This is a genomic window from Paenimyroides viscosum, assembly GCF_003858535.1.
GTDB classification, from domain to species: Bacteria; Bacteroidota; Bacteroidia; order Flavobacteriales; family Flavobacteriaceae; genus Flavobacterium; species Flavobacterium viscosum.
In genome coordinates, this window is the sequence record NZ_RQTJ01000042.1 from 1 (window position 1) to 22004 (window position 22004).

At 33.3% G+C, this 22004-nt stretch carries 17 protein-coding genes; 11 read left to right on the plus strand and 6 right to left on the minus strand.

Annotated elements, in window-relative coordinates; all coding sequences use genetic code 11:
- Window positions 1–141: 141 nt before the first annotated feature.
- A complete protein-coding gene (locus EG242_RS13425) occupies window positions 142–1536 on the minus strand; it encodes a trypsin-like peptidase domain-containing protein (protein ID WP_124900375.1) in 1395 nt (464 codons plus the stop codon).
- A gap of 119 nt (window positions 1537–1655) precedes the next feature.
- Here EG242_RS13425 and dapF point away from each other — a divergent pair, with 119 nt between their 5' ends.
- The 4 genes from dapF (at window position 1656) to EG242_RS13445 (ending at window position 4659) form a co-directional block, all read left to right on the plus strand.
- Window positions 1656–2450, plus strand: coding sequence for a diaminopimelate epimerase (gene dapF / locus EG242_RS13430; RefSeq protein WP_124900376.1), 795 nt, complete (start codon window positions 1656–1658; stop codon window positions 2448–2450).
- A 2-nt stretch (window positions 2451–2452) separates the two neighbouring features.
- The gene (locus tag EG242_RS13435; RefSeq protein WP_124900377.1) at window positions 2453–2989 is read left to right on the plus strand and encodes a GNAT family N-acetyltransferase; all 537 of its coding nucleotides are present in this window, start codon (window positions 2453–2455) and stop codon (window positions 2987–2989) included.
- Complete coding sequence (gene mltG, locus EG242_RS13440; protein ID WP_124900378.1) at window positions 2979–4016, plus strand: endolytic transglycosylase MltG; 1038 nt, start codon at window positions 2979–2981, stop codon at window positions 4014–4016. The genes EG242_RS13435 and mltG overlap by 11 nt, the downstream gene beginning before the upstream one ends.
- Window positions 4017–4122: 106 nt before the next feature.
- Window positions 4123–4659, plus strand: coding sequence for a hypothetical protein (locus tag EG242_RS13445; protein WP_124900379.1), 537 nt, complete (start codon window positions 4123–4125; stop codon window positions 4657–4659).
- Between the two features lie 61 nt (window positions 4660–4720).
- Here EG242_RS13445 and EG242_RS13450 read toward each other — a convergent pair whose 3' ends face one another.
- Genes EG242_RS13450 through EG242_RS13465 form a run of 4 tightly spaced genes read right to left on the minus strand, consistent with a single transcriptional unit; the run spans window position 4721 to window position 8431 of the window.
- Complete coding sequence (locus tag EG242_RS13450) at window positions 4721–5758, minus strand: hemin-degrading factor (RefSeq protein WP_124900380.1); 1038 nt, start codon at window positions 5756–5758, stop codon at window positions 4721–4723.
- 11 nt (window positions 5759–5769) lie between these two features.
- On the minus strand, window positions 5770–6543 hold the full coding sequence (locus EG242_RS13455; protein ID WP_124900381.1) for a heme ABC transporter ATP-binding protein: 774 nt from the start codon (window positions 6541–6543) through the stop codon (window positions 5770–5772).
- The gene (locus tag EG242_RS13460; RefSeq protein ID WP_124900382.1) at window positions 6540–7568 is read right to left on the minus strand and encodes a FecCD family ABC transporter permease; all 1029 of its coding nucleotides are present in this window, start codon (window positions 7566–7568) and stop codon (window positions 6540–6542) included. The genes EG242_RS13455 and EG242_RS13460 overlap by 4 nt, the downstream gene beginning before the upstream one ends.
- Window positions 7568–8431: a heme/hemin ABC transporter substrate-binding protein gene (locus tag EG242_RS13465; protein ID WP_124900383.1), complete on the minus strand. Its 864-nt coding sequence runs from the start codon at window positions 8429–8431 to the stop codon at window positions 7568–7570. The genes EG242_RS13460 and EG242_RS13465 overlap by 1 nt, the downstream gene beginning before the upstream one ends.
- 140 nt (window positions 8432–8571) lie before the next feature.
- On the opposite strand from EG242_RS13465, the gene EG242_RS13470 reads away from it, so the two are divergent.
- From EG242_RS13470 to EG242_RS13480, 3 genes are all read left to right on the plus strand, one after another.
- Window positions 8572–10689, plus strand: a complete 2118-nt coding sequence (locus EG242_RS13470; protein WP_124900384.1) for a TonB-dependent receptor plug domain-containing protein — start codon at window positions 8572–8574, stop codon at window positions 10687–10689.
- 17 nt (window positions 10690–10706) lie between these two features.
- Window positions 10707–11810 carry an HmuY family protein gene (locus tag EG242_RS13475; protein ID WP_124900385.1) on the plus strand — a complete coding sequence of 368 codons (1104 nt, stop codon included), beginning with the start codon at window positions 10707–10709 and terminating at the stop codon, window positions 11808–11810.
- 172 nt (window positions 11811–11982) lie between these two features.
- Complete coding sequence (locus EG242_RS13480; RefSeq protein ID WP_124900386.1) at window positions 11983–12645, plus strand: lysozyme family protein; 663 nt, start codon at window positions 11983–11985, stop codon at window positions 12643–12645.
- Between the two features lie 72 nt (window positions 12646–12717).
- On the opposite strand, the gene gldJ is transcribed toward EG242_RS13480, so the two are convergent.
- On the minus strand, window positions 12718–14337 hold the full coding sequence (gldJ, locus tag EG242_RS13485; protein ID WP_124900387.1) for a gliding motility lipoprotein GldJ: 1620 nt from the start codon (window positions 14335–14337) through the stop codon (window positions 12718–12720).
- Between the two features lie 189 nt (window positions 14338–14526).
- On the opposite strand from gldJ, the gene porU reads away from it, so the two are divergent.
- The 4 genes from porU to EG242_RS13505 all read left to right on the plus strand — a co-directional run bounded on the left by porU (window position 14527) and on the right by EG242_RS13505 (window position 21607).
- Window positions 14527–18321 (plus strand): type IX secretion system sortase PorU, encoded by a 3795-nt coding sequence (gene porU, locus EG242_RS13490; protein ID WP_124900388.1) that lies wholly within the window; start codon window positions 14527–14529, stop codon window positions 18319–18321.
- A gap of 66 nt (window positions 18322–18387) precedes the next feature.
- Entirely contained in the window at window positions 18388–19602 is a 1215-nt protein-coding gene (gene porV / locus EG242_RS13495; protein WP_124900389.1) for a type IX secretion system outer membrane channel protein PorV, read from the plus strand.
- A 58-nt stretch (window positions 19603–19660) separates the two neighbouring features.
- Entirely contained in the window at window positions 19661–20143 is a 483-nt protein-coding gene (gene cdd, locus EG242_RS13500) for a cytidine deaminase (protein WP_124900390.1), read from the plus strand.
- Between the two features lie 72 nt (window positions 20144–20215).
- Window positions 20216–21607 carry a nucleotide sugar dehydrogenase gene (locus EG242_RS13505; protein WP_124900391.1) on the plus strand — a complete coding sequence of 464 codons (1392 nt, stop codon included), beginning with the start codon at window positions 20216–20218 and terminating at the stop codon, window positions 21605–21607.
- Window positions 21608–22004 lie beyond the last annotated feature (397 nt).

The following is a 22004-nucleotide window of genomic DNA, read 5'->3' on the forward strand; positions in this document are numbered from 1 at the left end:
ATTCGACAGAAATATTAACAACCTAAAAATTAATCTCGTTTAATAATGCACTATGGGTTAAAACCGTGTTTATTAATATACCAAAAATCGTCTTTGTAATTAAAGACGATTTTTGGTATTATGACTAGAAAGAACTAAATTTTATAAAATCATTCTTAAACGTTCGCCTTTTGGTGTAATTAAATCAATGCGAAGCTGTTGGTTGTTTAGTTTTGATAAAATTTCGTTGGCATGTTCGGTATCCTGAATTTTAGATCCGTTAACCGCCAGTATAATGGCGTTTTTTAGTTCGCTTTCGTAAGGTTTATAACGTTCGTTAGAAATTCCATTGATTTTTACACCGTAATTTATACCTAACGCTTTTTGGTCTGCTGCCGATAAATTTTCAATTTCAAAACCGTTGAACTGTATTTGGGCAAGTTCTTTTTTACTTAATTTCACCAAAAGTTCTTTATCTTCATTTTTTCGTTTTAAAGAAACCTTTACTTCATCATTCGGACGTTTGGTGGCAATTATACTGTTTAAATCTAAAAACGAATTAATTCCCTTGTTATCTATTTTATAAATAATATCGCCTTTTTGAATACCTGCAAGTTCGGCTCCCGAATTTTTTGTAACGCTTTCAACATAAAATCCTTGTTTAAAATTCAGCTTGTTTTCGGCAGCAACCTGACTGTTAATTTCGTAACCCTGAACACCTAAAATTCCCTGTTGTACTTTGCCGTATTCCATTAAATCATTTACAATTTTACGCGTCATATTAGACGGAATGGCAAATGAATAGCCCACATACGAACCTGTCGCCGATGAAATCATGGTATTAATACCGATTAACTCGCCGTTTCCGTTAACCAACGCACCGCCTGAATTTCCTGGATTTACTGCAGCATCGGTCTGAATAAATGATTGAATTCCGTTTTCTGATAAGTTTCGTGCTTTGGCTGATACAATTCCGGCTGTAACGGTTGATGTTAAATTGTACGGATTTCCTACCGCCAACACCCAATCGCCCACATTAATGGCATCAGAATCTGCAAAAACCGTAAAAGGTAATTTTTCGTTGGTATCGATCTTTAATAAAGCAATATCCATTTTAGAATCGGTACCAATCAACTTTGCTTTAAAAGTACGGTTGTCGTTCAAAGTTATTTCCAATTCACTGGCATTTTGTATTACGTGGTTGTTGGTTACAATGTAGCCGTCTTCAGAAATAATTACTCCTGAACCTGTACCAACTTGCGCATAGGTTTTGTCGCCACCTTGGTAACCGTAAAAATATTCCATTATGGGGTTTCGCGGAGCGTTTCTAAACGATACATTTTTAACGTGTACCACAGCGTGTATTGTTTTTTCGGCAGCCAATTTAAAATCGGGTACATCAAAAGCAGTATTTGCAACATTTCTTAATGGTGCACTTGTTGTTAAGGTGTTTGATGTTTTTAAAAGAGAATTATCGTCAAAAAATAGTTTGTACGATCCTAATGTTACGGCACCACTTATTAAAGATGCTGTTAAAATTGTTCCTATATTTTTCATGTATGTATATAATGTTGGTTTATTTAACATTAAAATTAAAATATGTTTAAATAATAAAAAAACAGTTTAACGCTTGTTAACACAACTTAACGAAGCTTTAATAATTGTATATTTGTGCTATGAAAAATTTAACTTTTTATAAATATCAAGGCACAGGAAACGATTTTGTGATGATTGACAACAGAACTAATTTCTTTCCTAAAACCAATGTAAAATTGATAAGTTATTTATGCAACCGTAGGTTTGGAGTTGGAGGTGACGGATTGATTTTATTGGAAAATGATGCGACAGCCGATTTTAAAATGGTCTATTATAATGCCGATGGTAACGAAAGTACCATGTGTGGCAATGGCGGACGTTGCATTGTTTCGTTTGCTCATTTTCTTAATATTTTTTCAAAGGATACTACTTTTAATGCGATCGACGGTTTGCATCATGCAACCATTAATGAAAACGGAATTGTGGCGTTACAAATGATTGATGTTATAAAAGATACCATAAAAAAAGAAACCGATTTTTCGTTTCTGTTTACTGGATCGCCACATCATGTTACAATGGTAAATGATATTAAGAATTTTAATGTTTTTGAAAACGGAAAAAACATCCGTTATAGCGACCAATACAAACCTGGCGGAACCAATGTAAATTTTGTTGAACAGTTGAATACTGATTTTTTTAAGATTAGAACCTACGAGCGTGGAGTGGAAGATGAAACATTGTCTTGCGGAACCGGTGCAACTGCAGTTGCAATTGCTATGAACAATTTAGGTAAAACGGCTGCAAACAATATAACTATTCAGGTTGAAGGTGGTGATGTGCAGGTTTCTTTCGATCAAAACGAAGAAAAATACTACAACGTAATGCTAACCGGAGCGGCTAAACAGGTTTTTAAAGGAGAAATTTTTATTGACTAAATATGTTTTTAAAAGGAAACCAAGTTTATTTACGCGCTTTAGAACCCGAAGATTTATCGTTTTTGTACGAAATTGAAAATGATGAAACACTGTGGGAAGTCAGCAATACACAAACGCCTTATTCAAAATGGTTGTTGAAAAATTACTTAGAAAACAGTCACCAAGATATTTACGAAGCTAAGCAGTTACGATTATCAATTGTAGAAAAAGCAACAGAAAATTTAATTGGATTAATTGATCTGTACGACTTCGATCCTAAAAACAGCAGGGTAGGTTTGGGCATTGTCGTAAAAAATCCAACAGAAAGAAATAAGGGTTTTGGCAGTGAATCGGTAAAATTGCTTTTGGGTTATGCGTTTCAGGTTTTAAACGTTCATCAAATATATGTTAATGTTGCCGAAACAAATAGTGCTAGTATCAAGCTTTTTTCTAATTTTGGATTTCAAAAAGTAGGTGTCAAAAAACATTGGAACAAAATAGGTTCTGTATATGTCGATGAATCACTGTTTCAATTAATAAATCCTTTAAATGAAAATTAATAAATTAGTAAGCTATGTTTCCATCGCTGGTATTCTTATAGCATTAATATTTGGTTACAGCCTTTATCGCAAGGCATTTACGGCAAACACCAATTTTTCTGATAAAAGTGTATATGTTTTAGTTCCATCTGATGCTAACCATGCCCAAGTTCAAGATTCGTTAAAGAAATATGTAAAAAATTATGAATCATTAGAAGGGTTATTTTCTAAATTAGGCGAATCGGCAACGGTTGAGCCCGGGCGTTATCTTATTGAAAACGGATATAGTAATTACAGAATTATAAAAGCATTGCGCCGGAATGTGCCTGTTAAATTAACTTTTAATAATCAGGAAACGTTACAAAAACTATTGGAGCGTATTTCTTCGCAAGTAGAACCAGATATTGCCGATTTGTACCAGTCATTCACAGAGCCTAAATTTTTGCAGGAAATGGGTATGACTAAAGATAATGTTTTGGCACTTTGTATGCCAAATACTTATGAGGTTTATTGGAACAGTTCACCTTTAAAAATACGTAATACACTACAGAAAAGTTATGAACGTTTTTGGAACGATGAACGAAAAGCGAAAGCAAAAGCTTTAAATTTATCTCTGGTTGAAGTTTCTTCGTTGGCTGCAATTGTTCAAAAAGAAACAGCAAAAGTAAATGAACGCCCAAAAGTTGCGGGTGCCTATTTAAACAGATTGAACAGAGATATGCTTTTACAGGCAGATCCAACGGTGGTTTATGCAAAAAAAGCTTTAACTAATGATTTTGAACAAGTTATTAAACGCGTTTATTTAAAAGATTTGGTTTTAGACCATCCATTTAATACCTATAAATATAAAGGTGTGCCTAATGGTTTAATTGCAATGCCCGATGAAAGCTCGATTGACGCTGTACTTAATGCAGAAAAGCACAATTATATTTATTTTTGCGCCAGCGTAGAGCGCATGGGTTATCATGAATTTGCAAGCACTATTGAAGAACACTCTGCAAACCGAGATAAGTATACAACTTGGTTAACAAAGAATAATATAAAATAAAAAAAGGTTGCTTTATAACAACCCTTTTTAGCAATACTTATTAGTGTTTTTGTGTTCTATTTTAAAAAAAACTACCTTTGTCAACTCAATAAAAAATAAAAACACAATGAAAAAATATTTGTTAGTTGCATTTTTATTAGCAAATGCAACTACATGTTTTGCACAATCTACATTAGAAAAAGTTGGAAAAGTAAGTTTAGGTTTACAAGGTGCCGAGTTTTCTTACGAACTTCCCTTAGGAAAAAGCTTTCTTTTAGAAAGTGCTGCAGCTTTAGGTGTGGGTATGAATACAGATAGTGGCGGAAGTACATATTCCTTTTATCTATTAGATCCTGTTCCGGCTATTTCTACAGAATTAAGGTGGATATATAATCGTGAAAAACGCGAAGTAAAAGAGAAAAACAATGCCAACAATGCCGGGAATTACGTAGGCTTACAAACAAAATATAGTTTTGGTAATAATAACAGTTTGGCTTTAAATAAAGTACTTCTTACCGATATACACTGGGGATTACAACGCAGCTTAGGTACTAAATTTACATTCAATACTAACGTTGGTTTGGGTTATATGTACGATTTTGATACAACTTACGGAAGCATAGCACCTGTATTACGTGTAAAATTTGGTTACCGTTTGTTTTAATACACGATAAATATAGTTTTAAATAAAAAAAGTGAGGCTGTTTATCAACCTCACTTTTTTATTAATTTAACTTCTCAACTGTTTCTCTCCAAATGTCTAATTCAGGAATTCCCGGTTTGCGTTTTCCAAAGAACTGAACAATAATATCGCCCATTTCGTTAAAAACTTCAATTGCAGTAACTACACCGTCTTCGGTTGGTTTGCGTACAATCCAGGTTTGAGCAATTTTACTCATGTCTAAATGTAGGTTAAAATCGGGATCCATAATGTTATACCATTCTTGGTGCCACATAGTTTTGCGTACACGACCTGTATGAATTTGTATGTTTCCTTTGTTGCCAACAAAAACCATGATTGGGGTTTTATCTTTTGCAACTTCTTCTAACATAGTAACAATAGCGTCTTTAGAAATTTGTTTTGCATGAAAATCCGAAGGTGCTAAACGTAAAGCTTGTGTTCTACTTACTCCAAATTTACGCAACATCATAAAAAAGTCGTGCGTATCTTTTAAATCTAACCAAGCTTGTTTAAAACCTTCGGTATCAATTTCGCTGTCTGGTTTTTCATCTAAATTTAATTCGTAAGCTTCGGTTGTCTCCATTGGTAGCTGATCTTCACTTTTGTATTTTTCAACCAAACCTTCGTAAGCATCAATAGAACTATCGGCAGTTAAAAATATTTTATGAATGGCTTCGCCATCTTTCCCAAAAAACTGAATACTTCTAGATATTCCACGAGCATTTTCTTCAATCACAGCAAATACTTTTTTCCAATGCGATAAAAATATTCGAATATCAATATCTTCATTAACAAATAAGCCTGCATGTGGGTTAGAAAAATCGGCATTTGCATAAATACCTTTACGTTCATGCACACATTCTTCGTTTCGTGTTAAGCCCATAACTTTACCTAATAATTCTATTTCGGGTAAAAGATCTTTAAAATCAGGGCGTAAACGTGTTACACTGTTGCCAATATTTGTAACCAATAATTCCATTTCGCTTACACCTAATTTTTCTGCTGCATTGCGTATTCTTAAATGTGGTTGCTCTTGTTTAAGTGCTTCCCATTGTGTTTTTAAATTTACAATTGTATTCATGTTGTTTAATTTTATCCAAATAATATAATTGGTTGTTGATTTTCGGGATGAGGTGTAATGATACACGGATATTTGTATACACGAGATATACGTTCTTGGGTTAGAACATTTTTAGGTTCATCGAACATTTCAATGCAACTTTGGTTCATTAAAATTAAGCGATCGGCAAATTGCGATGCAATATTTAAATCGTGTAAAACAACTAAAGCCGTATTGTTATTTTGTGTAAAGTTTTTAATTAAATGAAGCGTTTTAAACTGATGTGCAACATCAAGATTATTTAAAGGTTCATCTAACAAAAGTAACTTGTTTTCAATATTGTTTTCAAGTTGAGCAAAAACGCGGGCTAAATGTAAGCGTTGTTTTTCACCACCCGATAATTGTTCGTATTCACGATCTGTTAAATGGCTGGTTACTGTTTTTGTCATCCACTTTTCTACAATCTCCAAATCACTTAAATCGGCTTCGGTTTTAAAATAAGGATAGCGACCCATTAAAACGATTTCTTGATTTCTTAGATTGATTTCGTTTGATTGATGCTGAGAAAATTTGGCACGATGCAAAGGGATTTCATTTTTCTTATAACTTTTAACATCTTTATCTTTAAAGGAAAAATGTTTGGTTGTATAGGCAATTTCATTTGCCAAACAACTTAAAAAAGTAGATTTACCTGCACCATTAGGTCCAACAATTGCAATTAGTTCGCCTTTGTTTATTTCTATATTAATGTTTTGCAAAAGAAATCGATCTTTAACCTTAAAGTTTAAATCATGAATTTGTATCATTTTAATTTTCTTTTATAATTAATTAAAATCGAAATAAAAACAGGCGCACCCATAATTGCGGTTAAGATACCAATAGGTAGCTCTGCAGGAATTACTATTGTTCTACTAATGGTATCGGCAATTAACAAAACAACCGCTCCTAATATCATTGATAAAGGTAGTAAAATGTTGTAATTAGAGTTAAAAACAAACCTTAAAATGTACGGTACAACTAAGCCAACAAAACCTATAGTTCCGTTAAATGCTACAACGCAACCAACCATTAATGAAGCAATTATAATAATTTCCCGTTTTGTTTTTTCTATATCGAACCCTAAATGTGCGGCTTCTTTTTCACCTAACATTAAAGCATTTAGTATTTTACCTTTTGTTAGTAAACGAATGCTTCCTAATGCTACCACAATAAAGACTAAGCATACTTTCCACCAGTTTGATCCGGCTAAGCTACCTAACGACCAAAAAGTGATGTTACGCAATTCTTCTTCGGTTGATATATAGGTTAAAAATCCGGTAACGGCACCAGTTAAGGCAGTAATTGCCACGCCCGATAACAACAAAATTAAGATGTGTGTTTTACCGTTTGATGTTGCCATTTTGTAGACAAACCACATAGTTAACAGTGCGCCAATAAATGCCATAATGCTTAATAAAATGTATCGTAAAAAGGGCGGCAGTAAGTGCATAACTGATGAACCAAAAACAATGGTTAAAGCAGCAAACAATACAGCACCAGAGGTAATACCAATTAAATCGGGAGATGCCAACGGGTTTTTAAACAAGCCTTGCAAACTTGTACCACAGATCGATAATGCTGCACCTGTTAATATAGCCATTAAAATACGTGGGATACGCAATTCTATTAAAACAAAAGAATCGGCAGTATGGGTTTGTGTTTTAAAATAGGTTCTTACAATTTCAAAAACCGAATGGTTGAAATCATAAGCACCTAAGTATAATGCCGTTATTAAAGCAACAAGTAATATTATAAAGAATGAAACTTTGTAAACAGCTATTTTTTTCTTCATTATTTAATTTTGTTATGTAATTCTACAACAGCATCACCTAAACGCGGACCAAAACCTGATAAAAATTGTCCGTCCATAGTAACAACTTTTTTATTTTTACCTGCGTTTGTAGTGCTTATGCCTTCTATTTTTAATAAACCATCAATACCACCTATACTTTGTAAGCCTTTTTCGAACATTAAAATAACGTCTGGGTTTGTTGTTAATAAAGCTTCTGGAGTTAAAGGCTTAAAATCTGTTAAAGCGGCAGCTGCGTTTTCTGCACCAGCTAATTCAATCATGCTGTGTAAAGGAGTTCCCGTGCCTGCAACCATTAAGTTCCCTGCGCCACGAGCATAAATGAATAGAATTTTTGTTTTTTTATCAAATGGTTTAACGGTTGCTATTTTTGTTGAAATATTATCTAATAAAGGCTGATAATTATCTTTTTTAAGTTTAGTAGCAATGCTGGTAATTAAGTTTTTAGTTCCCTCTACACTATATTCTTGATCAATCATTATTAAAGAAATGTTCGCTTTTTTTAACTGATCGTTTAAATTTGGATTAATATCTTTTGATGTCCCAATAACAACACTAGGTTGTAAAGCTAAGATACTTTCTGCTGTAATAGAGCGTACATGACCTAAATCTTTAGCCTTTAAATCTGCAGGAAAAGTAGAAGTTACATCTTTACCAACAATATTTTCTGCTTCGTTTAAAGCCGCTAGTGTTTCGGTAATAGATCCGTTTAAAGAAATAATTCTATCTGTTTTAATAACCGTTGTTTCGGTTAAAGTTCCATCAGTAGTAGCATTCGTATTTTCTTTCTTATTACAACTAGCAACAACTAAAGCTAACGTAAGTACGGTTAAAATTTTTTTCATAAATAAGGTTTATACAAGGATTGATAAAGATTTTGTATTGCAAAAGTAAAAGTTTTTTTTAAAAATCAATGTTTATTTAGAATAAATAAAAATAACTGAATACATTTGCACTGTTATTTAATTTAGAATAAATAAAAATAATGAAAATTAAGTCTTTAGTATTTCCTTTTTGCTTGATGAATTGCTGCAGTGTAAATGCACAAATTGATTCATTAAATGTAATGGTTGATGATACTCATTTAGAAGAATTAGTAATTACATCACAGATTGAACCGCAATCTTTGAAGAAAGCAATAAATAACGTTCGTGTAATTTCAAAAGAAGATATTCAAAATTTAGGAGCTGTTACTTTAAACGATGTTTTAAATCAATATATAAATATAACTGTAACACCTAGTGGAAGTTCTGGTAGATCAACAGTATCAATGTTTGGCTTAGGTTCGGCGTATTTTAAGATTTTAATAGATAATGTACCTATCGTTAACGAAAACGGATTAGGAAATAATACAGATATAAGTCAAATTAGTTTAAATGATGTTGAACAGATAGAAATTATCGAAGGCGCAATGGGTGTAACTCACGGCGCAAATGCTGTAAGTGGGATATTAAATATTATTACAAAAAAATCTTCTGATAACAAATGGGAAGTACAGGTAACATCTCAAGAAGAAACCGCTGGTAATGAATTTAGTTTTTTTAAAGAAGGAAAACATATCCAAAATATAAAAATAAATAACAATATTAATGAAAATTTGTTTGCAACATTTGGAGTTAATAGAATTGATTTTAAAGGCTATTTAGGTGATCAATTAGGTCAGTTTCATGATTTAAACGATTCAAAGCGTGGTTATAAATGGAATCCTTCTGAACAAATACAAGCAAACGCTTTAATAAGTTATAGAAAAGATAATCTACGTTTATTCTATAAATTTGAATACTTAACTAAAGAAACTCAATACTTTCACCCTACAGTTCAATCAGGTTATAACGAAACATTGGGAGCTTATAAGTATAGTGAAGATGAACGTTATTTTACTAACAGAGTGTACAATCACTTAAATGCTTCAGGTAAAATTTTCAATCAGGTTAACTTCAATATTTCCGCATCCTATCAAATGCAAAAAAGAGAAGAAGAAACTTTTCGGTACAATATAACAAACGATATAGAAAGCCTTAATAATAGAATAAGAGACCAAGCTATGGAAGTACTTTATTCTACCGGAACATTTAGCAACTTTTTTAATAACAAAATTTGTAACCTGCAATTAGGATACGAAATTGTGAGCAATAAAGGGTTTTCTGTTGTTGATGCGGAACTGAACAAAAAGAAAGATGTAAACGAAACAATAAGTAATTATGACTTTTTTGCAGTATCTGAAATTAATGTAAACGATCGTTTTTCAGTGCGCCCAGGTATTCGTTACTCATTTCAATCAATGTTCGATAATCAATATTCATACTCTTTAGGAGGAAGATATTTATTGAATAATGGTTTTGAAGCTCGTGCAGCATTAGGAAGATCTTACAGAACACCAGATTTTCAAGAACTTTATTTTCGTAACATTTTTGACGGACACTATTTTGTTGGGAATGAAAATTTAGTTCCAGAAACAAGTACATCTTTTGAAGCGAGTATTAAAAAAATAACAAACTTTAAAACTTCACTATTGTCAAATCATATAATGTTTAGTATGAATGATATTGATGATCGTATAACTGACGCATACATTGGAGATATGGGCGCTACACCTATGTATCAATATATAAATGTTAGTAAGTATAAAAGTATTAATATTTCTACAACCAATCAATACAAGTTTGATAATTGGAACTTTAATTTAAATGGATCTTTTACTTGGATTTCGCAAGTTATAGATAATGCTAAATTTAAAACATCAGATGAATTTTTATTTGCCTATAGTTTAAATAGTAATTTATCATACTTTGTTCCTAAATGGAATACAACTTTTGCAGCATATTATAAATTTACTGGTAAAACACCTCAGTGGGTAATTGGTAGTAATGAATATCTAGTTTCTGAAATGGGATCTTACAGTTGGCTAGACTTTTCAATTCGTAAAGGTTTTTGGAACAATAAATTCGAAACTACTGTAGGTGCTAGAAACCTTTTTAATGTTGGAGATGTAAATAGAACCCGATTAAACGAAGGTGGTGGTCATACAGTAGATGTAAACATACTTTTAGCTTATGGGCGCAGTTATTTTGTAAAGTTAACATATAATTTAAATTTTAATTAATATATATATTTTTAGATATGAAAAAATCAATTTTCATTTTAGCCTTAGCTTCGTTTGTTTTTGCATCTTGTTCAGATGATAACAATACACCAAATGAACCAATAATCGTAAAACCGGTTGATGGCGGTACAGTAGCCGCTAAAGTAGGTGGGCCAAATCAACCAAATCAGGTATTTGTTGATTTAAGTGCAAATTCACAAACAGGTGTTAAAAGAGATACTTGGGATTTAGGTTTTTCTACAGGATCAGATTTTAGAGTTATAATCAATGGATCAATTAAAATGGCTGTTAAAAAATTAGAAACAACTAATATTGATGCCGTTCAAACTCAAGACGATGCCGTTGCTGTAGGATACAGTACTATGGCAAGTTGGGGATATGTAGATAACCCAACAGGTATTTTAATAGGAAATGGCGCGGGAATTGGTACTGCAATAGCGGAGATTTCTGCAACAGCTAATGATAATTATGTGTATTTAGTAAATATGGGGTTTGAAGTGGGTACAACTGCACCAAGTCCGGGATCTGTAGCTTTAGATGGAAATGCACGCGGTTGGAAAAAAGTTAGAATTACAAGAGATGGTAACGATTATGTTGTTGATTATGCAGATTTGGCAGATACTACTCATAAAACCGTTAAGGTTTCTAAAAAAGCAGATTTCAATTTTACCTTTTTGAGCTTAAATTCTGGTCAAGAAATTACAATTCAACCAGCTAAAAAACAATGGGATTTATCTTTCACGGGTTTTACTAACTACTTTCCTTATGGAGATGATCAAATTACATACTATTATGCCGATTTTATTACAACGAATGTTCACGCAGGTATAAAAGTTTATATGGTACAATCAACTGCGGAAAATTTAGCTACAGAATATAGTAATTTTACAAAAGCTAATGTAGAAGAAGGTAAATTTACAACATCAGCTACAGATCAAAGAGTTATTGGAGATACTTGGAGAAACGGTGGAGGACCATCTACACAACCAAGTATTAAAGACGATCGTTTTTACATTGTTAAAGACGTAGATGGTAACTTATTCAAACTAAAATTCCTTGCATTAACTAATGATGCTGGAGAAAGAGGTAACCCTGTTTTTGAATATCAGTTGCTTAAATAATTTTTATAAAATATTATAAAATAAGGGCTTGTAAGTAATTGCAAGCTCTTATTTTTTGTGGCTATTTGTTAACAATTTCTTATAAAAATACTGTAAATCAACTGTTTAGTATTTTATTTGTATCTTTGCCTCCGGAATTCAAATAGTGACAGTGTTTGAGAAATGATACAGAATGATAAAAAAATGTTCTTACTTTATTGTAACAATAAGCGCGGTTGTTTTAATTACAATGGCATTTAAAGGAGTTGAAACAACTTTACTAACTAATGATTATTACAAAGTAACCAAACCTTTAGCTTACAGCGTTCCGTTACCAGAAGCGTCGTTAAAAGATATAGATGAAACCTTGAATAAAGTTGATTTTTCTATAGAAACTACTTCAACTTTTATTGATTTTAAAGAAGCTTTAGCTATTAGGGAATCTAACGGAGATTATAATTCGGTAAATTCTTATGGATATATGGGTAAATACCAATTTGGAAAAGGAACTCTTAAATTTATAGGTTTAAAGAATAGTAATGATTTTTTAAAAAATCCAGAGTTACAAGAAAAAGCTTTTGTAGCTTATGTTCAAAAAAATAAATGGATTTTGCGTAAAGAAATTCAAAAGTACGCTGGTAAAACTATTGGTGGAATTTTAATTACAGAATCAGGCATGATTGCTGCAGCTCATTTAGGCGGAGCAGGTTCGGTTCAAGATTTTTTACGATCTAACGGTAGTGTGTCTTTTGTAGATGGTTACGGTACAGATATTAAATCTTATCTTAAAGCATTTGCAAACTACGATATATCAGATATCAAGCCACATAAAACACCAAAAATTGTTGCAAGTTAACAAATGTATAAGTATAAAAAAGGCTCTTAATTTACTAAGAGCCTTTTTTTATTTGTATATAAAGAGTATTAATTATCCTCTAGCTTTTTTCTTGCTGTTAGATTTAGTGTTACCTACTTTAGTCATTGCATTTCTAAATCCAACAAAATCTGAAGCCGAATATTGATCAATAAATCTACGTGTTGCAGGATCTAACCAATAAGCTCTGTCTTTCCAAGAACCACCTTTAATAACACGTGAATTGTTGTTAATTAAACTTGTTCTTGCTGCATCATCTAATGTATATGTTAAATTACCTTCAGCATCATAAACAGCTTGGTCTTGTGGCGAATTGTACATTTTACTTTGTTGTCCAACTCTTTCAAAAGCATCACCATCATTATAAGCTATACTGTTAGTACCTTGGAAGTTTCTTCTTTGGAAAGTGTCTTCTAAACCAACCCCTTCTTTTTGTACTTCACCAGGTAAAGCACGTGGGCGTAATTTTCCGTTTGGTAAAGTGTCGTATTCAATATTTGTACTTACAACTTGTACAGTTCCGTCTGGTCCTATTACACTTTTGTTGTAAACATTTCCACGGAAATAGTTCATATCGTTCACTTCAGAAGAAATTGCCGGACGGTAAACGTCTGCAACCCATTCTGCTACGTTACCAGCCATATCGTATAATCCCCAATCGTTTGCTGGGAATGATTTTACAGAGGTAGTAATTTCACCAGCGTCTGTAGACCATCCTGCGATACCACCGTAATCACCGCGCCCTTGTTTAAAGTTTGCTAAGTAATCTCCTTTTGATCTACGTGAGTTTGTACGCACATCATCAGAACCCCACGGGTATTTGTTTCTGCCTTGTTGGTTGTTGTATACACGGTCTGATTTTCTTACACTAGCAGCATATTCCCATTCTGCTTCTGTAGGTAAACGGAATTCCGCAGAAATAATACCATATTCCATTTTTGCGTAAACACCATTTTGTCCTGCTTTAGCACGGTTTTTTACACCTTTAAAAACAATACTGTCATTGCCAGCGTATGCTTTACTAGGTGCATTTAAGTAAGTATCTGTAGAGAAAGACTGCTCGCCATATACTTTATCTGTTTTAGCGCCTTTGGCAATATAACCTGCACGCTCTAAATTTAATTCGTTAACACGATCGGTTCTCCATTTAGAGAAGTCGTTTGCCTGAACCCATGATACACCAACTACAGGATAGTTTGCGTACGCAGGATGACGTAAGTATGTGTTCGTTAAAGTTTCAGTGAAACCTAATTGATTACGCCATACTAATGTGTCAGGTAACGCAGAAGAGTATATCTGGCGGTATCTAGCTTCAGTAGGTGGGTAAACAGCTTTAGTCCAAGACAGATATTCCGTGTACATAAGGTTAGTAACCTCGGTTTCGTCCATGAAAAACGATTGTACATATTGCTGTGTTGCACTGTTGTTCCATTCGCCCATAACGTCATCTTGTACGCGTCCCATTGTAAATGTACCCCCTTCAATGGCAACCATTCCGTAAGGAACTTCAGTGCCATCGTATGACGTGTTATATTGGAAACCACCTTTTTTGTCGTTTATTTTCCAGCCTGTTGCTGAAGACGATGTAGCGTTGCTGTTTCCACAACTTGTTAGTCCAATTGACGCTGCCATTACAGCTATCAATTGTAGTGTCATAATTTTATTAATCTTCATTGTTAAAGTAGGTAATAAATTTCGTTGCAATATAATAATTAGCTTTTGATTAACAATATTAAAATTAAAAATATTTAAAAAAAACTTAAAAAATGAAAAATATTAAAGTCTTAGTATACGTTTTACTGCTAAATGTAATTATTTTAATTATTTTTATCAAATATTAATAGATGTTTATTTTCTATATAAATGAAAAAACTGTTAACCGTTTTAACTTTTTTGGGTTTTTGTACTGTAAATGCCCAAACTAAAGATGTTCAGCTACAATGGACCGAGCAAACTATTACAATTAGTAATGAAGAAAGTTTCTTTGTACCTAGTTTTCAAAATGAGTATTTTAGATATAATTCTAGCGAAAAAATCATTCGTGCTAATGTTTCAATTAAAAATGCACTAGGTGATCAGGTGCGTGTTGTATCGCAAAATTTACAAGCTATCGATATTTCTAAATATAAAGACATTGATTCTAAAAATATTCCTTCACAAATTGATCCTAAAGTACAGGTATACATTACAAAAGGGGTGCAATCTGCTATTGTAACGTTTAATCCTATTATTAAAACAGGTAGTGGTTTTAGTAAGGTTACTAGTGTGGTTTTTGAAGTTCTTGGATCTAAAAATAATCAAGCAAACAACGCTGATTTAACTGTTCAAAATTCAGTTTTAGCTCAAGGAAGCTGGTATAAATTCAAGGTGAATGAAACGGGTGTTTATCGTTTAGATAGAAACTTTTTAGCAAAAGTAGGAGTGCCTAATGATGTTGATCCAAGAACAATTAAAGTGTACGGCTACGGTGGCGATATGTTGCCTCTTGCAAATAGTAAAAACCTACATTTTGATTTGCCTGAAGTTGCTATTCAATTTCAAGGTGAACAAGATGGTGTTTTAAATGATAATGATTATGCACTTTTTTATGCAGTTGGAACAAAAGGCTGGAGTGCCGAAAACGCAACGCACTTAAATTTATACAGCAACGATGCTTTTTACTATATAACCTATGGCGGTACTGCGGGTAAACGCATGCAAACTTATATTGAGCCTGCCGGATCATCAACAATTACTTATAATGACTATTTGGCTCGTGTATACGATGAAAAAAACATTGAAAACATTGTGCAGTTAAGTAGAAAAACTTTAGGCGAAAACTTTGGTCAAAGTTTTAACAAACAAATTGTGTTGCAAACGCCGTTTTTAAATTCATCTAAACCGGCAACAATTGGTGTAAATGTAGCAGCTATATCGCAAAATCAAACCATATTTAATATTGCATTAAATAATCAACAAATAGGTACTAAAACCATCAATCAAAAAGCAAGTAGTATTTTGGCTAATGAGGGGTATTTTTCTCACCAAATGAACCTAAATAACGAAACTAGCACCTTTAATATCGCATTTAATAATAACGGAATACCTTCTGCTCGCGGATTTGTAGATTTTGTTGCTATAGATTATTATAAACACTTAACAGGATATAATAAACAGTTTAAATTTAATTTTGCCGATGCCGTTTCGCAAGTGGGTGTAGGTAGTTTTCAAATTACAAATGCGCAAAGTATATCGCAAGTTTGGGATGTTACCGATCGATACAATCCGGTTTTTAAGCCTAATACAGCGAATGTGTTAAATTTTAAAATGCCTTTGGGTGAATTAAGAGATTTTGTGGCAGTTGATCAAACCGATTTTTACCTTCCTGCAGATGCGCCCAACCCAAAAGTTAGCAATCAAAATTTAAAAGGAACTATTTTAGCCGATGGCGATGTAGATTATATTATCATAACAAGAAACGATTTGGTTTCGGCAGCAAATCGTTTGGCAAATCTTCATAGAACTAAAAGTAATTTAAATGTAAAAGTTGTTCCGTTAGATATTATTTATAACGAATTTTCTTCGGGTCAGCAAGATGTGGTAGCTATTCGTAACTTTATACGTTATGTGTATTTTGCTGGCAATAAAACGTTGAAATTTGTGAATTTATTGGGTGATGCTTCTACAAATTATTTCGATGCAGACTCAAATATAGTTCCAATATTTCATTATCTTCAAAATACACTATCTTTTAATTCTAGTCAAAACTTTAACGACTGGAGTACCTTTGCAACAGATGATTTTTATGCATTGTTAGACGAGCCTAATGCACTTTTTTCTAGTCAAGATTATAGTGGAATTGATGTAGCAATTGGTAGAATGCCTGTTGCAAATGCCCAAGAAGCTAACGCCATGATTAGTAAGGTAGAGCAATATTTAAGTAAAGATAATGCGGGTAGATGGAAAAATGTGTATACGGCACTTGCAGATGATGTTGATAGCGGTAGCGATGTAGGACTTCAAGAGGCACTTAATGAAATGGCCGATGAGTTAGTCGCAAGTAAACCGTATTTTAATGTAAAAAAGATTATTGCCGATTCGTATCAACAGCAAGTGGTTGCTGGTGGACCAAGATATCCTAAAGCAAAAGAAGATTTTTTAAACGGAATTAATAACGGAAGCTTAGTAGCAAGTTATCTAGGGCATGGTTCTGCAACAGGCTTGGGTGGCGAGCGCTATTTTGAAATTCCCGATATCGAAAAATTAAATAATACAGATAAATACCCATTGTTTATTATCATGACGTGTGATTTTACGCGTTTCGACGATCCTAAACAAAAATCGGGTGGTGAGTATTTGTATTTGCGTGAAAAATCTGGTGCAATAGGTATTTTTGCAACTACCCGAAAAATTGGTATTACAAATGCTCAAGAAACTACAAAAGTAGGTGCTAAATGGTTGTTTGATTATGATAACACTTTACCTGATCTTACCATGGCAGAAGCGTTAATGAATATGAAAAATGACGATGTTAGAGAACAAGGTATGATTGCTTTTATTGGCGATCCGGCATTAAAACTGGCAATGCCAAAGCCAAATATTATTATTACACATGTTAATGAAGAGCCAATTGAGAATTTCACAGGGAGCTTACGTGCATTAGATCGTGTAAAGTTAAAAGGACAGGTTGCAACAGAAGCAGGGCAGATAATAGCAAACTTTAACGGAAACCTTGCGGTGCAAATGTTCGATAAAAATCAAGAAAAAACTACTTTGGTAAACGACGGTATAGGTGCGCCAATGAATTTTACAACATTAGGCGAAACTGTTTTTCGTGGAAATGCATCGGTAACTAATGGTGTGTTCGAAATTGAATTTGTTGTTCCAAAAGACATTAAAATAGCGGTAGGCGAGGGTAAAGCTAGTTTTTATGCAGTAAAAGAAGCGAATGTTTTAGATGATTACACAGGCGCAAATACAACCATTAAAATTGGTGGTGTAAATGAGAATGCTGCCGAAGATAATAAACCACCGCAAATTAAATTGTTCATGAACGACGAAACTTTTATTTCGGGCGGAATTACCAATAATTCACCATTATTTTTAGCGCATTTAGAAGATGAAAACGGGATGAATACTGCCAGCGGTATTGGTCACGATATGGTAGCTATTTTAGATGGCGACGAAAACAACCCAATAGTAATGAACGAGTTTTACGAAACCGAACCTAATAATTTTGCAAAAGGTTTTGTAAACTATCCATTTACTAATTTAAAAGAAGGTTTACATACTATTACATTTAAAGGATGGGATGTGTACAATAATTTGGCAACTGCAACGTTAGACTTTGTAGTGGCTGCAGAAACAGGCTTGGTTTTAGACAGAGTGTTAAATTACCCAAATCCGTTTGTAGATTATACCGAGTTCTGGTTCCAACACAATCGTCCTAACGAAACATTACAAGCACAAGTTCAAATTTTAACAGTATCTGGTAAAATCGTAAAAACAATCAATCAAACAATTGTTTCAGATGGCATTTTATCAAAAGATATTAAATGGGATGGTCGTGATGATTTTGGCGATAAAATGGGTAAAGGTGTATATATCTATCGTTTAAAAGTAAAATCAACAATTTCTGGTCAACAGGCAGAGAAAATCGAAAAATTAGTTATCTTGTAGATTCAATAGTTTAACAACACTAATTAAAAACTAATTTTTATATTTGTTCAATATAATTAAAAATACATGAGAAAAATTTCAATAGCAGTTGTTTGTTTGTTTGCAGCGAATTCAATGGTTGCACAACAGCGTGTCTCAGTTCCTTTAGAAAGTGAGTATTATAATCCTGCAATTACAACTGGTGTTTCTTTTTTAACTATTTCACCAGATGCACGTTCAGGTGCCTTGGGAGATATGGGAGTTGCAACTTCAGCCGATGCTTTTTCACAATTCTATAACCCCGCAAAATATGCTTTTGCAGAAAAACAACAAGGTTTTGCAGTGTCATATACACCATATATGTCTAAAATTGCTAGTGATATTTCTTTAATGGGGGTAAGTTATTACAATCGTGTAAACGAACGTAGCGCTGTTGGTGCAAGTTTACGTTATTTTACATTGGGTGAAATTAACTTAACAGATAATCAAGGTCAATTTCAAGGTGTAGAAAAGCCGAACGAATTTTCGGTTGATGTTTCTTATACCATTAAATTTTCAGAAAATTTTGGCTTAGCTGTTGCTGGTAGATACATTAGTTCTAATTTAAAATTACGTGGTGATGCAGAAACAAGTGCAAGCACTTTTGCGGTTGATGTAGCGGGTTATTACGAAAGTGATCGTATCCAAATGAGTAATTCTGAAGGACGCTTACGTGCAGGTTTCAATTTTCAAAACATGGGACCTAAAGTTAATTATACAGGAGATCCACAACGAGCAAGTAACATACCAACCACTTTACGATTAGGTTTAGGATACGATTTTATTTTAGATAATTACAATACGCTTACGGTGTATGGCGAAGCAACCAAATTGTTAGTTCCATCTAATTTACAGCCAACATTTGTTGATTACGATAATGACGGTCAAGTAAATGGTACAGACGAAATTAATAGTGTAGATTTAAGAAGACAAGAATACCGCGATATAGGTTGGTTCTCAGGTATGTTTAAATCGTTAGGTGATGCACCAGGAGGTTTTAGCGAAGAAATGAGCGAGTTTACTTGGGCATTGGGTGCAGAATATTGGTATCAAAATTCATTTGCATTCCGTTTAGGATATTTCAACGAAGCAGAAGATAAAGGTGCGCGTAAATTTGCAACTTTAGGTGCAGGCTTTAAATACAATATCGTAAATATCGATGTGTCTTATTTAATGGCAACCGGTAAAGTTCAAAATCCATTAGAAAACACTTTACGTTTTTCTTTAACTTTTAATTTTGGTAGAGATTATTTTAAAAACTAAATTTTAATAATTTTATAGTACAGTCCAAGCGTTTACGTTTGGACTTTTTTGTCTGATCATGAAAACAATCAATATAAATACAACGCTATATTCTTTTAATTCAATTGATGATTTACCTGTAAATATTCAAAATTTAATGAATCAAGCAATAGAAATCAGATCAAAAGCCTACGCGCCTTATTCAAATTTTCAGGTTGGTGCAGCTGTATTGTTAAAAAGCGGAACAGTTGTTTTAGGATCTAATCAAGAAAATGCAGCATACCCTTCAGGTCTTTGTGCCGAACGAACTGCCGTTTTTTCAGCAGGTGCAAATTATCCTAACGATGAAATTGTGTGTATCTGTATTTCGGCATCATCAACATTAAAAGATACATTACAGCCAATTCCGCCTTGTGGAGCCTGTCGACAATCATTGTTAGAATACGAAAACAGACAAAAAAGTAACATACCAGTTTATTTCATGGGTAAATCAGGCGAAGTTGTTCAATCGCCATCCATTCAAAATTTGTTGCCCTTTATTTTTAAAGAAGATAGTTTGTAATGATTAAATTAAAAATCATTTCTTAATTTTGATTTTTAAAGCAGCGTTTTTGTTGCGATATTAAATATTTTTATGATAAAATCAATTTGTTGTATTGGTGCAGGCTATGTTGGTGGACCAACAATGGCGGTCATTGCATTAAAAAACCCACATATAAAAGTTACTGTTGTAGATGTTAATCAAGATAGAATCAATGCTTGGAACGCTCAAGATTTAGATCTGTTGCCGGTTTACGAACCTGGTTTAGCGGAAATTGTTGCTAAAACACGAAACGTAAATTTATTTTTCAGTACAAATGTAGATGAAGCCATAGATCAGTCCCAAATGATTTTTATCTCGGTAAATACCCCAACCAAAACGTATGGAATAGGCAAAGGTATGGCAGCCGATTTAAAGTATATCGAACTTTGTGCACGACAAATTGCCCGAGTTTCAACAACAGATAAAATCGTTGTCGAAAAATCTACGTTACCCGTTCGTACCGCATCAACCATAAAAAGCATTTTAAAACAATCTCAAAATAACGTAAAGTTCGAAATTCTTTCTAATCCAGAATTTTTGGCAGAAGGAACGGCAATTTCAGACTTACTAAACCCAGACCGCGTATTAATTGGTGGCGATTATCATACACTCGAAGGTAAAAACGCAATCAATCAGCTATCGCAGATTTACCAAAATTGGGTAAATAAAGATAAAATCATCACCACAAATATATGGTCGAGTGAATTGTCTAAACTTACCGCAAATGCATTTTTGGCGCAACGTATTTCGTCAATAAATGCCATGTCCGCAATTTGCGAAGCCACAGAAGCAGATATAGATGAGGTAGCATTCGCTATAGGAAAAGATACCCGTATAGGCGAAAAATTCTTAAAAGCCTCTGTAGGTTTTGGGGGCTCTTGTTTTCAAAAAGATATTTTAAACCTTGTTTACATAGCAAAATCGTTTGGTTTAAATGAAGTTGCCGATTATTGGGAGCAAGTGATTTTGATGAACAACTACCAAAAAAAGCGATTTGCGCAAAAAGTAGTTCAAAAAATGTTCAATACCGTGTCAGGCAAAAAAATCGTCATGTTAGGTTGGTCATTTAAAAAAGATACCAATGATTCTCGTGAATCAGCAGCCATCGATGTTGCTAATTATTTAATCGAAGAACAAGCAGAATTACACATTTACGATCCAAAAGTTACAAAACAGCAAATTCTTACCGATTTAGAGCGCATCACAGGCGATGATTTAAAACAGTTACAAGAAAAAGTACACATATATAATTCTTCAGAAACAATTTTTAGAAACGCGCATGCCATAGTGATTCTAACCGAATGGGATGAATTTAAAACGTACAGTTATACAGATATTAAAAACCAAATGTTAGAACCCGCTTTTATATTCGACGGACGTAATGTTTTAAACCCTACCCAAATACAACAAATAGGTTTTCAATATTACGGTATAGGTAAGTAGAGTAATTTGGGCGTTTCCCTTCAATTCCGTTTCCAAACAAAATCCGATGTAAATATCCAATAGTGAATAACAGATAATTCAAGTACACATTCGGGTCGGGCTTTCGCGAGTCGCTTTTTGTTGCACTCATATATTGTATAAGAGCAACAAAAGTGCTTCAACAAACGCTCAATCCCTAACGCAACCCGTTTTTATTTACAAATTTTGTTCTATGATCCGGTCACTGAGCCTGTCGAAGTGCTGTATAATTTTGGTAAAACAAACTTTGCCAGTGCTTTACAAAAAAGATTAAAAAACTTTAAAAAATCATTTGGAAAAGCAGAATAAAGAGTAGTATATTTGCAACCGCTTTCAGAACAACGAAAGCCACGTTCCTAGAAAAAAAGTAAAAAATAAA

What these genes read in the sequence shown, in the direction of transcription:
- porV (WP_124900389.1), top strand. Translation starts at nt 18,388, where the DNA reads ATGAGAAAAATTTCAATAGCAGTTGTTTGTTTGTTTGCAGCGAATTCA.
- mltG (WP_124900378.1), top strand. Translation starts at nt 2,979, where the DNA reads ATGAAAATTAATAAATTAGTAAGCTATGTTTCCATCGCTGGTATTCTT.
- gldJ (WP_124900387.1), bottom strand. Translation starts at nt 14,337, where the DNA reads ATGAAGATTAATAAAATTATGACACTACAATTGATAGCTGTAATGGCA.
- EG242_RS13475 (WP_124900385.1), top strand. Translation starts at nt 10,707, where the DNA reads ATGAAAAAATCAATTTTCATTTTAGCCTTAGCTTCGTTTGTTTTTGCA.
- porU (WP_124900388.1), top strand. Translation starts at nt 14,527, where the DNA reads ATGAAAAAACTGTTAACCGTTTTAACTTTTTTGGGTTTTTGTACTGTA.
- EG242_RS13465 (WP_124900383.1), bottom strand. Translation starts at nt 8,431, where the DNA reads ATGAAAAAAATTTTAACCGTACTTACGTTAGCTTTAGTTGTTGCTAGT.
- EG242_RS13470 (WP_124900384.1), top strand. Translation starts at nt 8,572, where the DNA reads ATGAAAATTAAGTCTTTAGTATTTCCTTTTTGCTTGATGAATTGCTGC.
- EG242_RS13435 (WP_124900377.1), top strand. Translation starts at nt 2,453, where the DNA reads ATGTTTTTAAAAGGAAACCAAGTTTATTTACGCGCTTTAGAACCCGAA.
- EG242_RS13445 (WP_124900379.1), top strand. Translation starts at nt 4,123, where the DNA reads ATGAAAAAATATTTGTTAGTTGCATTTTTATTAGCAAATGCAACTACA.
- EG242_RS13505 (WP_124900391.1), top strand. Translation starts at nt 20,216, where the DNA reads ATGATAAAATCAATTTGTTGTATTGGTGCAGGCTATGTTGGTGGACCA.
- EG242_RS13460 (WP_124900382.1), bottom strand. Translation starts at nt 7,568, where the DNA reads ATGAAGAAAAAAATAGCTGTTTACAAAGTTTCATTCTTTATAATATTA.
- EG242_RS13480 (WP_124900386.1), top strand. Translation starts at nt 11,983, where the DNA reads ATGATAAAAAAATGTTCTTACTTTATTGTAACAATAAGCGCGGTTGTT.
- dapF (WP_124900376.1), top strand. Translation starts at nt 1,656, where the DNA reads ATGAAAAATTTAACTTTTTATAAATATCAAGGCACAGGAAACGATTTT.
- EG242_RS13450 (WP_124900380.1), bottom strand. Translation starts at nt 5,758, where the DNA reads ATGAATACAATTGTAAATTTAAAAACACAATGGGAAGCACTTAAACAA.
- cdd (WP_124900390.1), top strand. Translation starts at nt 19,661, where the DNA reads ATGAAAACAATCAATATAAATACAACGCTATATTCTTTTAATTCAATT.
- EG242_RS13455 (WP_124900381.1), bottom strand. Translation starts at nt 6,543, where the DNA reads ATGATACAAATTCATGATTTAAACTTTAAGGTTAAAGATCGATTTCTT.
- EG242_RS13425 (WP_124900375.1), bottom strand. Translation starts at nt 1,536, where the DNA reads ATGAAAAATATAGGAACAATTTTAACAGCATCTTTAATAAGTGGTGCC.